The sequence below is a fragment of the Streptomyces sp. NBC_00203 genome, from assembly GCF_045206325.1.
GTDB classification, from domain to species: domain Bacteria; phylum Actinomycetota; class Actinomycetes; order Streptomycetales; family Streptomycetaceae; genus Streptomyces; species Streptomyces lutosisoli.
Map to the genome: position 1 here is coordinate 10,787,611 of NZ_CP108126.1, position 12,182 is coordinate 10,799,792.

Below are 12,182 nucleotides of genomic sequence, written 5' to 3' on the forward strand. Positions count from 1 at the left end.
CACCTCGTCGTCCTGGAGCAAGGAGTCTCCACGAGCGCTGTCCCGGTCAAGGTTGTCAGTGCTCGTTCTTAGGATCACGGCATGTCTGATGCCTTCACCGTCTTGTGGACCCATGACACCTGCGGTGCTCTGCGCAAGACGGGCCGCGTGGGCGAGCGGCCGCCGGTCGCCTTCAGCGGCGTCCATTCCTCCCTGCCCGCCTGGTCGGGTGCCCGTGTTGGGGATGAGGTGTACGCGCTGCACGTCAACCGGTGCGTCGTGTTCGTGGTGAGCCGGATGCGGGTGATCGACTTGGAGCGGCGTGACTGCTGCGGTACCGCGCCCGCGACGTGGCAGGACCCGGCGTTTCCGGGGCACGGCGACTGGTCGATGCTCGGCGCCGGCGGCTGCGGTGCTGCGGCAGTGCACGTGGACGCGACGCCCGTACGCTTCGATACGCCGATCCCCGGCGATCTTCTGGCGAGGCTTACCTGGCGTAACCGTCGAGGCCAGACCCGCGGTCTGAAATACGTGGTGGACGGCCGTCTCGAACGATCGGTCAGTCTCCAGGGGTTCTACCGTCTGACCCCCGAGTCCGCCGGCGAGCTGGCGGAGGCCGCCGAGCCTCGTGACGGCACCGGCGGCGAGCTCGCCCCCCCCGGTAGCGGGAGTGGCACACACACCTTTCGACCGGCTCGAGACCTGCGGGATCCGTGCCGGTGAACTCCATCCTGGTCGTGGTGGGGATGTCCCCGAAACGCTCGGCGCGGCGACTGACGGGGACGCGGATGCGGCGCTCGCAGCAGGAGAAGCAGCGGGGGTACTCTCTCGCCGACGGCGGCCCGGGTGCCCTGCTGCTGGCCCGCGCCGGCCAACGGCAGGCCCCGCTAGTGCTGGGCCTTTACACGCTCCAGTGAGGGCCCGTCAGGGGCCCGGGCCCCTGCTCAGTCCCAGCTCCCGGCAGGGGCTGGCCCACGCCGGCCAACGGACGGCCGCGGTCGGCCGCGGCCGACCGCGCGGGAACCTTTGTCTGCCGGGTTCCTTGTCAGTGGTGGCTGGCAGCATGGTGATCATGAGTCGAATCATCTCGTTCTCCACTGCCGATAGAGCCGACGTCGTGGCGTTTCTCGGGGCGGCGGGGAAGCTCACCTCTGGCCAGCAGCGCACTGTCGGCATGATGCGCGAGCGGGCACAAGCCAGCCAGCGCGAACTCGACGGTCAGGGCATCGACTTGGGCTTGTCGTCCCGGACGCGCTTGACCACCTGATAGCCGGCCACGCCAGCTCGGACGCTGAGTACGCGGCCGGCGCCTACTACCGGGCCCTTCAGCACATCATCGACTTCACCGGGTCTGACCCCTACGACCTGGGCGTGTACTCCAAGCCCTCCACCTTCTTCGGCCTGATGGACGACGAGTTGCGCCGCCTGGGCGTGAGTGCGGATCTGCTGCCGCACGGCTATCTGTTTGCCGGGCCGCCCAAGGAGATTCCCTTCCACATCCCGTATCCCGTGGACGGCCCGCACATCGGCATGTTTCCGCTGGCCAAGGCCAAGCCGGCCGCGGATGCCTACCGCGCGGTCCTGGACCGGATGGACGACGGTTTCACGTACGACATCCAAGTCCTGATCGAACGACTGGAGTTCGAGCACGACGAATGGATCTACGCCAGCCAGAATCTCGACTTGTACACGCAAGACACGATCTTCTTCGCCATCAGGGGATGACCCCGGCCCTCGTCCTTCCGATGCCCCGGCAGGGGGCTTCCTCCCAGCTGGCCAGCGGCCGGCCCCCGTGGTGGGGGTGGTGACGAAATGCGCCCCGATGGGTGACGAAACGTGGGCGGACGTCCAGTCGGTGTCGCGTACCTGATCGCCACTGTCCGGGTGCCATCGAACCGAGTCGAATGGCCTTCTGTGTCAGCAAACAAGTCCCCGCAGGTCAGCGGCTTGAAAAGACTGCCCGATGCCTCCCTCGGCCGACTCAGCCAATCCAGCCGTCGCCGGTCAGTCCCTCGCGGTCACCCAACTCCGCTGACAACGGTCAGCCACACGGTGACCAACGAGGGACCTGTTCCGCGTCCCCGTCCGCAGGTCGGGGACGCCTGTCTCCCGGGGACCGCTGATTTTCGCTGGCCCCGGGGGATTCAGGTTGTTACAACCAGTCGCATGGGAATCTGGACCGACGCCTTCATCGCACCCGCGGAGCCGAGTCTGCTGTCCCGGGAGGCCTTTGGCCGCCTTGTGGTCGACCTGGCGCGTCAGCGTGTGGTCCGTACACCCTGGACACTGATCGCGGGCGAGCTCTGCGTCAACGCGTGCCTCAACTGGGGCAGCGTCAGCGGGCAGGCCCGCTGGGACCGCCCGGCCCCGGGAACGCTGCTGCGCTCAGAGGAGGTCCCCGAACAGTTCCAGGACAACGACCCGCCGCCGTGGGGCGACTCGCACGAGCAGGCCCGGCTGCTCGCGCGCAGTGACGCAATCCTTGATGTGCTGCCAGCCCTGCAGCAGGCACCGTACGGAGACGAGGATGTCGCCGTCGTCTTCGACTGCCTCGACTTCGGCAACCGAGCCATCGTTGACCACTTCCAGTTCAAAGACCACCGCACCATGCTGGTCTGCTTCGCCCTCACCCGGGCGCAGAACCGGCCCCTTGCCACCAACGACGCCTGGGCGCCCGGCGGGCCGGTCCACCCGATACGCACCTGCGTCGTCCACACTTTCAAGCACGCGGCAGAAGACGGTGCCGTGCCGGCGATCGCCTCCATCGCTGCCCGCCACTTCGGCCCCGCCCTCGTCAGCGGCGAAACCTGGGGCTGAGCCGGGAAGCAATCGCGAGATTCACAAGCTTGCCCGGGAGCGGCCAGCCGCCACAGCGACGGAGGGGGCAGGCCAGCTCCTGTGAATCCCCAGACAATCTCACGGGATCTTCACCCGCGAAACCTCCGAAAGTCGCAGGTCACAGAGTTTCGTCGGTTGCCCTCATCACGCTGCCCCTTCCACGGCTGCCCAGTCGAGTCCCAGTTCGGCGAGCGCCTGGAGTTTGTCGGCAGTGAGCTTCCCGCGCCTCGACTTCGTGTTCGAGAGAAACACCCCCAGCTTCACCTCAGTCCCATCCGGCAAAACCTCAACGTGAGAGCGACTGACAGGCCCCACAGAGCCCGTACGCGCCTTGTACTGCGCCAGGGCCGCTACGCCCTTCTCGAAGGCCCCGGAGGCCGCCTTGGGGGCCTTTGCGGGCGTCTCCTGCTCCGGCGGCAGTGGTACGACGCCGATTGCCTCCAGGAGCTCGCGCTGCCCGTCCATCAGCCCTGTCCAGACTGCGTGCTGACGGTTCTTCTGGAGCCACCGTCCGACGTCCATCCCGTGCACGGTGACACCGGGCAGGACGTCGGCCTGGTCTTCATCGCGCACCAGCTCCCGCAGTGCGGCGTAGTGCCGCTGCCAGTCGGCCGGCCACGCCGGGTTCCAGTGCTCATCGATCTCGTTGAGCGCCGTCTCCCACTCTGGGTGGCCCTCCAGCGCACCCGCGCGGCGCATGTTCGAAATCCACTGCCCGACCGGCCTGTCCAGCATCGTCGCCGTCCGGGGCGCGCAGAGCGTCCAGTGCTGGTCGTAGTACGCCCTCGCGGCCTCCAGGTTCTCCTGGAACCGCTCATCCGCCAGCGACCAGACCATGCCGAGTTTCTCCAGTCGGCGGGCGCGTAGGCCGGTCATCTGTCCGGCTCCGTAGGCGCGTCGCTGTTCTGCGACCCACTGTCCAAGGGGGTACGCGCCCTCCTTGTGCCCGTACGGCACGCGGGCGTGATGCTCACGCTCCGTGTACTTTTTCAGGTTCGCCCAGCCGCGCGCCCAGTCCTGCTTCTCTGTGTCGATCACGTTGAAGGACACCCAGTCCGCGACCATCACCGGGTCGCGTGGAGCCGCAAAGCGCAGCAGCAGGCGGGATTCATCCTCGCCTTCCTCGGGCGGCGGACCGATGTACTCGGAAGGCTGCGCGACATCCTTCTGCGGCTCCTGCGGAATCGCGAGCAGCTCGATCGCCTCTTCGTCGTGAGCGCGCAGACCTTCCAATACCTTCACCAAAGGCCGGTACGAGCCGGAGGTGAACATGTCCTCCGGCTTTTCTCCTGGCTGGAGGAACACCGGCACGATCAGGGAGGCGAGCTTGCCCTGTCCGGGCTTCTGACGCAGCGCCCGGCCGATGGCCTGGACGATGTCGTGCGGTGCGCCCTTCGGGTCCAGCAGGGCGACACTGTCCACCGCCCTGATATCGACACCCTCACCCAGGACACGACAGTTACTCAGCACGGCCCGCTGCGCGGTGGACCCGAACCCCGCCAGCACCTCCCGCCGGCGCTCCGGAACGTGCTCCCCGCACAGCCAGTCCGCCCAGACTTTCGCCGGGTACTTCTCCGGCCGGTCGGCGTGCAGCTTTGCCGCGACCCGCTCCAAGCCCTCTGCGTACGCAGAGGCCTCGATGGTCCGGTGGTGGAAGGTGATGCAGGTCTGCAGGTCGTGCTGCGCCATGGTGTGCAAGAGCGCGGCTTGGAGCGCCCCGAGCCGCTGCCCGCGCACCTCCTCGGTGTGCCGGTCCTCGCCCATCAGTCGCTCCGGGGTGACGACCGGGTCCTGGAGCTCCAGGACGATGATCTGGTACCGCGCGAGCAGGCCCCGCGAGACGGCGGACGCCAGCGACAGCTTGTAGAGCACCGGGCCGAACACGGCCTCGTCGTCCATGGAAGCCGCCATCTCCCGCGGCAGCGGATCACGCACCCCCTCGGCAACGTCCCGGTTGAGGCGTTCCTCCCAGATCCGCGGCGTGGCCGTCAGGTACAGCCTGCGGTGCGCCGGGATGACGGTCTGGTCGTGGATGTCTGCCCACGCCTTGCCCATCGATCCCGACGTTCGGTGGGCCTCGTCCACCACTGCGAGGTCTACGGGCGCCAGTTGTTGCCCGTAGACGCCTTCGAAGGCTTCCGCGAGGACACCGAGGCTGGCGTAGGTGGCGTAGATGGTCACCGGCCCGGAGCCGTGCCACAGGGCCAGTTGCACGGGGTTGGTGGTGGAGCGCACCCGCAGGTTCCACAGGTCGGGGTCGTCGGTGAGGCTGCATACCGCAACCGCCGGCCCCGCATGCCCGGCGTCGTGCCACGCCTTCACCGTCTGCGCCAGCAGGTCCAGGGTCGGCACCAGCACGAGCGTGCGCCCCTTGGGTGCGAGCCGCCTCGCCGCGGCGGCGGCGATGAGGGTCTTTCCCGTTCCGCACGCGGCGTGCACCTGTCCGCGCAGGCCATTGGCTGGAATGCCGTCCGGCGGGATGTCGAGACCGCGCACAAGGGCGGCAACGGCTTCACGCTGGTGGGGGCGGAGGACATTCGCGGTATTCACGATGCCTCCTTCCCAGAGATGCCGGGTGCTGCGTGCGGCGTAGCCGTGTGGGGGCGGTCGGCTGGATCGGCGGATGCGTTCTGCCGCTTGCGGCGCCTGTGTTCGCGTTGGGCCTGGGCTCGGGCACATTCACGGGTGCAGTACTTGATGCCGGTGGTGCGGTTTTGCCCGTACTCGGCCCGGCCGCGCTGGCGGACGAAGGGCCGCCGGCAGGTCTCGTTGGCGCATTCGCGGATGGTGGCGTCCTCGGCGAGGTGGTTGTACAGCTGCAGGAACGCCACGGCCAGGAGTGTGGGGTAGCGGTCTTCGAGGCTGCCGATGCCGATGCTGAACGGCTCCAGGGCCGAGTTGAGGGTACTGGTCAGGTCGCTGATCTTCAGGCTCAGCAGCTCCTTGCGCATGTGGTCCAGGTCGCGTGGCCAGGTCTCTTCCTTGTGGCTGTTTGCGGCCTGCCACCGGGCGAGTTCTTCTTCGGTGGCCTCGGCTTCGACGAGTGCGTCCAGCCCGCCCTCGTGGCGGAGAGCCAGCCATGTGGCGATGGCGTCCTGGGCTTCCGAGACGAACAGCGTCGCCAGCTCGCCGTGGAGGGCGAACGGACCGTACTCGGGGTGGAGCCTGTTCGCCAGCTCGCTGTAGTGCTCGTATCCCTCCACATCGAGGCTCAACGCGCCGACGCTGCCGCCCAGATGTCCGTAGGTCTGCATCGTGTCAGCGATCGCATCCAGGTCGGCGGGGTCGAGCTCCATGAATTCGCGAAGGTAGAAGTCCTCTGGGAGCGGCACGGTCCGCTCGCCGGGGGAGCGGAGTTGCGGGGTCCAGACGATCCACTCTCCCTCGGTCCCTGCGTCGGCGAGGGGACTCAACTCCGGGGCGGGAACAGGGGTTCCAGGCCAGAGCGTAGGACGAAAGCGTGGGTCAACGTATGCCGCCATGTGCGGCATCATAGCCAAAAGGGAGGGGTACGAAAAGCATGCAGTTCGTATCACCCAAGCGGACTCGACGGAGAGGAAAGGAACCCGCCGTGACGCAGTGGCAGGACCGGAAAACCGTGGGAGACCTACACGAACAGCGAGTAGCTACCGCCCTGCGCGCCAGAGGCTGGACCGTCCACCCTTGCGGACAAGGCACCTACCCGAGCGCAGTCCGCGAAGCCCTGCGCCGCACACGCTCTGCCTTACGACAGTTCCCCGACCTGATCGCCGCCCGCGGCAGCGACATCGTCACCATCGACGCCAAAGACCACATGCCCAGCACCGGCACCAACCGCTACGCCATCAGCACCACCACCATCAACGCCGGCCTCCAACTCACAGCCGTCCACGCCCCAACCCCGCTCTACTACGTCTTCGGCGACCTGAAAGTCCTCACCCCCGCCGAAGTCCTCCACTACACCGACCACGCCCTCCGCCACTCAAGCGGCGCCTACCACCTCGTCAGCACCCACCACGCCCACCCGTTTGACGACGTTTTCGGTTCCGCTGCTGCCCGAGCGGCCTGACCGTGTAGGTGTCTCGGCCCACCGACGCCCGCAGAAGGACCTACGCGCAGGAACTCGGCTTCAACGTCCAGCCGTTGGAGGCGTACCTGCGCCGGGAGACCGGCGCCTATCTGGACCCGTGGCACGACCGCCTCAAGACCGCCTACGTCGACACGCTTGCCGACCTCGGCGTCACCAAGGACCTGTCGGACGCGGAGTTCCTGGCGGCGATGGAGCGGCACAAGCAGGTCGACCCCGCCATGGCCGCAGTTCTGGCCGAAATCAAGGCGACGGTGAAGGGCGGGATCGGGAAGCTGTTCGAGAACCCTCAGGGCAAGGGCTACAGGGAGGGCGACCCGTGGCCGGCCATGCAGCGCCCGACCTGGCGGCCCGATATCCGGGCTGCGGTCATCTCTAAGGCGCGGGTGAACATGCATCGCAAGCTGAACAACATGGCGAAGATGACGGGCCTGTTCCCGCTCGCGGTGCTGTCGGACTGCGTCGTCTACCCGAGCCCCGGCGACAGCCCCCTCGACTTCCTGCCCTACGCGGCGTCCGGGAAGCCGCAGCCGGGAGGCTTCCGTCTCGGGCCGACGCCGGGCCTGGCCAAGCTGGAGGGTGTGCAATCGATGCTGTGGGCGGTCGACCTGATGGAGCAGGGCTACAACCCGGCCCGCCACATCAAGGGCGGCGACGCCGTCCTGGACGAAGGGGAGTAACCCGTGGGGGAGATCGAGTACGCGATCGAGCGCGCTGACCGGGAGTCGTTCACCCACGAGCCGCCCAAGACCCTCAAGGGCCAGATCGGCAGCGTTCGGTGGAGCGCTACCGCAAGGGCGATCGCAAGCACCCACCCAAGGCCATCGCCGACAAGATCGACGCGGCGGTGCGGTCCGGTGGCAGCCCCTGGTTCGCAAGCGCCGACGGAAGCAGGCCGCCACCTCCACCGGGATCACGGTGGAGACCCGCGCCCAGTTCGGCTACACCGCGCCGATCGGCACCACCGACGACGGCCGTTTCCGCCGGCTGACCGTCCACCTCCCGCCGGAGTACGCGCAGCGCCTCTTCGACGCCGAGCCCAAGGCGCCAGCGACCAGCAGATGCGCGACATCGTCGCCGAGGGATTGCAGGAGGTGTATTTCAAGGACGGCGGACGCCGCGCCGAAAACCTCGAAGTAAGCCTCAATAACATCGACTACTTCGACGTCTCGTTCTAGGAGTCATGACAATGCCTGAGGGATTAACCGACCGGCAATGGAAGTGGATACTCCTGCGGCACCCGTCGCGGCAGCAGCTGTGGCTGTACTACCCGGCAGCCTGTGAGGGGGACTTCGAGGTGCTGCGGGTGTGCGACCCGACGGGCTGGGATGCGGCGGTGCTGTCCTGGCACACCTGCACGTCCTGCCGCCGCGGCCACATCGCGAAGATCTCCATTGCGGACCACTGGCAGCGCCAGGGCCTGGGGCGGCGCCTGGTCCTGCGCGCAATGCGCGGCGCGCAGGACTACCACTGGACGACGACCGGGCAGTCGCCCGAGGCGCAGCAGTTCTTCCCCGTCCTGGCCCGCGAGACCGGCGCTGCCTTCACCCAGCGAGAACCCGTCTGCGACCACATGAAGTCCGCCGACTACAGCCACCCGGTACCCCGGTTCGAGCGCCACTGATCCATGTAGGGCGGGCCCAAGGGAATCCAAGGCCGGACCATTTTTCGTCCGGACGGAGTGCCCCGGACCCGATGGGCGCTACCGTGAATCCCAAGCAGGAGAGCAGGAGCCTCACGATGAGCGAGCACGACGTCCCGCAGCCGGCCCCGGGCCGCGAGCCGCTGACCCCTGAGGGCGCGCAGGCGCTGCGCGCGTACGCCGCACGCAAGCGCGAGCAGGCCGACCAGGTCGCTGCCGTCCTCGAGGACATCGCTGCCAACGGCTTGCCCGCCGTCGAGGACTGTGTCCCCTGGGAAGAGCTCCGGGAACGCAAGCTCGCCGGGCTCCACGCCCAGCGGGGGCACGTGGCCTGATGGCCAAGCACGCACGCAGCCGCGCCCGGATCTTCTTCTCCGACGCCGCCGCCAAGCAGATCGAAGCCATCACCGACGAAGCCGAGATCCACGCCCTGGACCGAGCCCTGACGGCGCTGTCCGTCGCCCCGGACCTCGGTAGCCCGATCCCCGGCTCCCACCCCGAGCTGCGCGAGTACGCCGACGATGTCGACGACGTCCGTGTCATCTACTACGTCACCGCCCTGCGCACCGTGGTCATCGTCGCGTACGTGGAAGCCTGACTAGCTGTTTGGGGTTCCTGGCTTCCGGTCATCTGGGCTCTTCGCGAAGGTGGACATCGCGAGACAGAAAAGGAAGCAAGGGGGCATCGTGTCAGGTGTACCGCGAGGCTATTGGGCAAGGCTGGCCCCGCACGGTTCGCGGCCTGCTGCCGAGGCGACGCAGTTCGTTGCTGCTCCGCTCCTCGCAGGCGCTGCCATTGCGACGATCGGTGTGGCGGGAGCTGACGGCGCGCGGTTCCGGTGGCCGGGCCAGCGATGCTGGCTCTGACAGCGGCTTCGGTCACCCTGCTGATGGGGATCCAGCTCGCTCTGTGAGCACGGCGTTACCTCTACAGCAGGGGAGACGTCGAAGAGTGGCTCGGAGACTTCGGGGCAGACGAAGTGGCGTTCGCGGAGAACCAGGCGATGGACCTGTATGTCTGGAAGCGCCTGTACGGATGGTCGAGCTTTGCCTACGAGACAGGAGTGGCAATGCTCGGTTTGGGCGTTCTAGGGCTCCTTGCTCCACCGGTCCATGCATCCCTGGCACACAGCGTCTGCCGCTGGACGGCCGTGGGCGCTGCGGTCATCGGGCAAGTTGTATCCACACAGCGGTCGTACTTCCCGATGACTGTTCGACGAAGCTGATCAGTTGCGGAGCCCTCGGGAAGTACCAAACTACATCCTGAGCTGCCAAAACAGTCCCAGGGCGCTGCCGATGATGCACCTGCATGGGTGCAGGAGTCAGCTCACAGTCACGTACAACTGGTCGTCTTCGGTGAGGTGTTCGCTGACGCCCAGTGACGCCCAGCCGTCTGGGCTGACTCCGTCAAGATGTACTGCACCCGCGCCAGGGCCGCACTGCTCGGCCGCCGGGTGAGGATCCGCTCAGGAGCAGTTCCACTGGCGTGCCAGGGCGACGGGCGCGAACCGCGAGCAGTCATCGGTGGCCGGATAAGCGTCGGAGCCGACGAACCACCACCCTGTGTTGGGGGTGAACCGGAAGAACTGCAGGCTCGAGCCCTCGTCCTGGAGTTGGACCCGGTCGTCGCCTGTCGCGCCGGAACCAGCTTCGAAGCGGGCGGCTGCATATAGCGTGGTGCCGCAGCTGCCGTAGTAGAAGTTGCCGGGCTTCGGCTGGATGTGGCTGACCCTTTTGGCGTGCTCCCAGGTTTGGGTCACTGCAGACTTCACGTCGGCCTGGACCGCCAGGTTCTTGCACGCGGCGGGGACGCCAGTGGAGGCGCTCGGCGTTGCCGTCGGCCGGGTGGCGCCGGCCATCGCTTTGGCGGTGGGGGCCGGAGAGGTGCTCGCCACCGCGGTCGGGCCGACGGATGCCGTCGCCGCCTGCGAGACCGTCGGTGTGGCCGAGGCCGAGGACGCTACGGATCCCGACGCTCTCCGGGCAGCCGTAGCCGCGGTGCTCGCACTCGCTGCCGAACCGGAACCGTCGTTGCAGGCCGCCAGGCCCAAACTGGCTGCGAGTGCCAGTCCCGCGGTGGCGGCCGCGACCCGTCCGTGGTCGAAGGTCATGAGTCCCCCACTCCCGACGCGATCTCTCGCGCTCCCGCTTCTCGCCGCAGACTATAAGCCCCGGGCCTCGCCCACGGTTCGCCTCGGACCGCATGAGGTCGTGCCTCACGTGCCTCAACGACTGAGACCATCGCTGAACTGCGCAGATGTCCGGCGACCACTAGATAGCGGCGGCTCCCGGCGACTACAACAGCCTTGCGCTGCCCACGGCGTCGTGTACGCAGCGTCACGCTCCACGCAACGAGAGTCACAGCCCGTTCTCGCGTACAGAGCCAGTCGTGGTCGCCGCTGCGGCGGCGGGGCGCTGTCCGGGTATCAACCGGGGTCGGCGGCCATGGAGTTGAAGGTCTCCCGCATGAGCTGGTCGGTGGCGCCGGGCTGTTCGACCAGGCTGTCGAAGAGGTCGGCGAGCAGCCAAAGCACGAAGTTGTGTACCAGGGCTTCCTTCGGTGGGATCGTCCCGAACTGGTCGCGCCAGGCCACGGTGTCCATGCCCATGGATGCGGCCATGAGGACGCCGGTGACCATTGGTACCTGGGTGGGGTCGGCCAGTTCGAAGCCGGGGAGCCTGCGGATCACGGCCGGGATCAGATCACTCAGCGGATCGAGGCGGTCCTCCTCAACGCCGTCCTGCTGGCCGATGATGTGCGCGGTGAGCACGCCCACCAGGAAGACGGAGCCCCGGGACATTTCCTCCCGGCCGTAGGTGTCCATCGCGGCCTGGACGCGCTGCTGCGCCTGCCGACGCCCCTTCTCTGACGTGCTGTTCTAAGATCCGGTACGAGTCCCATGCTGCGCGGACTGCCTCGTCCACGACTACACCGTCACTGGCCATGCGCTGACCGTAGTGAGTCGGCGGACTGCGGTGGCAGTACTCGCACGAACCGTTGGCCCGGGTCCGGTGCGGCCCGCCGTGTGCCCTCCGTTGGCGCGGGGGCCGCAGTCTTGTCACCTCCAGGTGTGTGACCGGCATCAGACACGCCCTTGAGTTGCTCGGCCACAGAACGGAAGTCCCGATATGGGGGCGCAATTCTGCATTCCACCGGTAGTTTTTGGGACGGAGTAGGGTGGTGCTGCCAGGACCCAAACTCTACACAGAGCATCATCGTGATGCAGAATCCGCATGATGTGTTCGATATCTCGAGTGAAGAATCGGCGGATTTTGTACCACTGAGGCAGGTTGGCGTGTACGCTGACAGGGCATCAGTGAACTCGACTCGGACGGGTTCAGGAGTTGGGGAGGGTTCGGGTGGAGCGCAGCGGAGCCCGTCACTACGGTGGGGCCGGCACCCCGTCAGGCCGACGATCCGTCACCTTCGTTGCGGCGGTGACGGCTGGGATTCCCAGTGGCTACACAGTCCCGCACGTGATGCACCTCCCCTCGTAGCCAGCCTCGGGAGTCCCGCTTGCGGGACTCCTTCAATTCGCGCTTGCGCGAATTGACGTCCTGTCAGAATTCCGCTTGCGGAATTCAATTCCCGCGTTTACGCGGGAATTCCGAATTGCGCTTGCGCAATTCGCGATCTATGCAGCGCGCCAGCGCTGCA

The 12,182-nt window shown here is 67.3% G+C and carries 13 protein-coding genes and 2 pseudogenes; 11 read left to right on the plus strand and 4 right to left on the minus strand.

What is annotated here, in order from left to right; all coding sequences use genetic code 11:
- Nucleotides 1-81 precede the first annotated feature (81 nt).
- From OG975_RS47925 to OG975_RS47945, 5 genes are all read left to right on the plus strand, one after another.
- On the plus strand, nt 82-702 hold the full coding sequence (locus tag OG975_RS47925; RefSeq protein ID WP_406326512.1) for a hypothetical protein: 621 nt from the start codon (nt 82-84) through the stop codon (nt 700-702).
- Nucleotides 699-896: a hypothetical protein gene (locus OG975_RS47930; protein ID WP_406326511.1), complete on the plus strand. Its 198-nt coding sequence runs from the start codon at nt 699-701 to the stop codon at nt 894-896. The genes OG975_RS47925 and OG975_RS47930 overlap by 4 nt, the downstream gene beginning before the upstream one ends.
- Before the next feature lie 155 nt (nt 897-1,051).
- The gene (locus tag OG975_RS47935; RefSeq protein WP_406326510.1) at nt 1,052-1,246 is read left to right on the plus strand and encodes a hypothetical protein; all 195 of its coding nucleotides are present in this window, start codon (nt 1,052-1,054) and stop codon (nt 1,244-1,246) included.
- Nucleotides 1,247-1,350: 104 nt separating this feature from the next.
- Nucleotides 1,351-1,704 carry a hypothetical protein gene (locus tag OG975_RS47940; RefSeq protein WP_406326509.1) on the plus strand — a complete coding sequence of 118 codons (354 nt, stop codon included), beginning with the start codon at nt 1,351-1,353 and terminating at the stop codon, nt 1,702-1,704.
- Nucleotides 1,705-2,145: 441 nt separating this feature from the next.
- Entirely contained in the window at nt 2,146-2,796 is a 651-nt protein-coding gene (locus OG975_RS47945; RefSeq protein ID WP_406326508.1) for a hypothetical protein, read from the plus strand.
- 165 nt (nt 2,797-2,961) lie between these two features.
- Here OG975_RS47945 and OG975_RS47950 read toward each other — a convergent pair whose 3' ends face one another.
- Both OG975_RS47950 and OG975_RS47955 read right to left on the minus strand, forming a co-directional pair.
- Nucleotides 2,962-5,367, minus strand: a complete 2,406-nt coding sequence (locus OG975_RS47950) for a Helicase associated domain protein (RefSeq protein WP_406326507.1) — start codon at nt 5,365-5,367, stop codon at nt 2,962-2,964.
- Nucleotides 5,364-6,113 carry a hypothetical protein gene (locus OG975_RS47955; RefSeq protein ID WP_406326506.1) on the minus strand — a complete coding sequence of 250 codons (750 nt, stop codon included), beginning with the start codon at nt 6,111-6,113 and terminating at the stop codon, nt 5,364-5,366. Before OG975_RS47955 ends, OG975_RS47950 begins: the two co-directional genes overlap by 4 nt.
- A gap of 275 nt (nt 6,114-6,388) precedes the next feature.
- On the opposite strand from OG975_RS47955, the gene OG975_RS47960 reads away from it, so the two are divergent.
- The 6 genes and pseudogenes from OG975_RS47960 (at nt 6,389) to OG975_RS47985 (ending at nt 9,123) form a co-directional block, all read left to right on the plus strand.
- Complete coding sequence (locus OG975_RS47960; protein WP_406326505.1) at nt 6,389-6,865, plus strand: hypothetical protein; 477 nt, start codon at nt 6,389-6,391, stop codon at nt 6,863-6,865.
- Between the two features lie 41 nt (nt 6,866-6,906).
- Nucleotides 6,907-7,563: pseudogene (locus OG975_RS47965) on the plus strand (transcriptional regulator); the annotation flags it as partial.
- Between the two features lie 3 nt (nt 7,564-7,566).
- Nucleotides 7,567-8,061, plus strand: a pseudogene (tpg, locus tag OG975_RS47970) (telomere-protecting terminal protein Tpg).
- Between the two features lie 11 nt (nt 8,062-8,072).
- The gene (locus OG975_RS47975) at nt 8,073-8,507 is read left to right on the plus strand and encodes a hypothetical protein (protein WP_406326504.1); all 435 of its coding nucleotides are present in this window, start codon (nt 8,073-8,075) and stop codon (nt 8,505-8,507) included.
- A gap of 116 nt (nt 8,508-8,623) precedes the next feature.
- Nucleotides 8,624-8,860 (plus strand): hypothetical protein, encoded by a 237-nt coding sequence (locus OG975_RS47980; RefSeq protein ID WP_406326503.1) that lies wholly within the window; start codon nt 8,624-8,626, stop codon nt 8,858-8,860.
- Entirely contained in the window at nt 8,860-9,123 is a 264-nt protein-coding gene (locus OG975_RS47985) for a type II toxin-antitoxin system RelE/ParE family toxin (RefSeq protein ID WP_406326502.1), read from the plus strand. Before OG975_RS47980 ends, OG975_RS47985 begins: the two co-directional genes overlap by 1 nt.
- A gap of 867 nt (nt 9,124-9,990) precedes the next feature.
- Here OG975_RS47985 and OG975_RS47990 read toward each other — a convergent pair.
- Complete coding sequence (locus tag OG975_RS47990) at nt 9,991-10,635, minus strand: hypothetical protein (protein ID WP_406326501.1); 645 nt, start codon at nt 10,633-10,635, stop codon at nt 9,991-9,993.
- Between the two features lie 315 nt (nt 10,636-10,950).
- Complete coding sequence (locus OG975_RS47995; RefSeq protein ID WP_406326499.1) at nt 10,951-11,325, minus strand: hypothetical protein; 375 nt, start codon at nt 11,323-11,325, stop codon at nt 10,951-10,953.
- Between the last annotated feature and the right edge of the window lie 857 nt (nt 11,326-12,182).

Bases quoted from the DNA above. Each gene is read 5' to 3' on its own strand.
- OG975_RS47995 (WP_406326499.1), bottom strand. From the start codon at position 11,325: ATGTCCCGGGGCTCCGTCTTCCTGGTGGGCGTGCTCACCGCGCACATC.
- OG975_RS47945 (WP_406326508.1), top strand. From the start codon at position 2,146: ATGGGAATCTGGACCGACGCCTTCATCGCACCCGCGGAGCCGAGTCTG.
- OG975_RS47925 (WP_406326512.1), top strand. From the start codon at position 82: ATGTCTGATGCCTTCACCGTCTTGTGGACCCATGACACCTGCGGTGCT.
- OG975_RS47985 (WP_406326502.1), top strand. From the start codon at position 8,860: ATGGCCAAGCACGCACGCAGCCGCGCCCGGATCTTCTTCTCCGACGCC.
- OG975_RS47975 (WP_406326504.1), top strand. From the start codon at position 8,073: ATGCCTGAGGGATTAACCGACCGGCAATGGAAGTGGATACTCCTGCGG.
- OG975_RS47955 (WP_406326506.1), bottom strand. From the start codon at position 6,113: ATGGAGCTCGACCCCGCCGACCTGGATGCGATCGCTGACACGATGCAG.
- OG975_RS47990 (WP_406326501.1), bottom strand. From the start codon at position 10,635: ATGACCTTCGACCACGGACGGGTCGCGGCCGCCACCGCGGGACTGGCA.
- OG975_RS47980 (WP_406326503.1), top strand. From the start codon at position 8,624: ATGAGCGAGCACGACGTCCCGCAGCCGGCCCCGGGCCGCGAGCCGCTG.
- OG975_RS47935 (WP_406326510.1), top strand. From the start codon at position 1,052: ATGAGTCGAATCATCTCGTTCTCCACTGCCGATAGAGCCGACGTCGTG.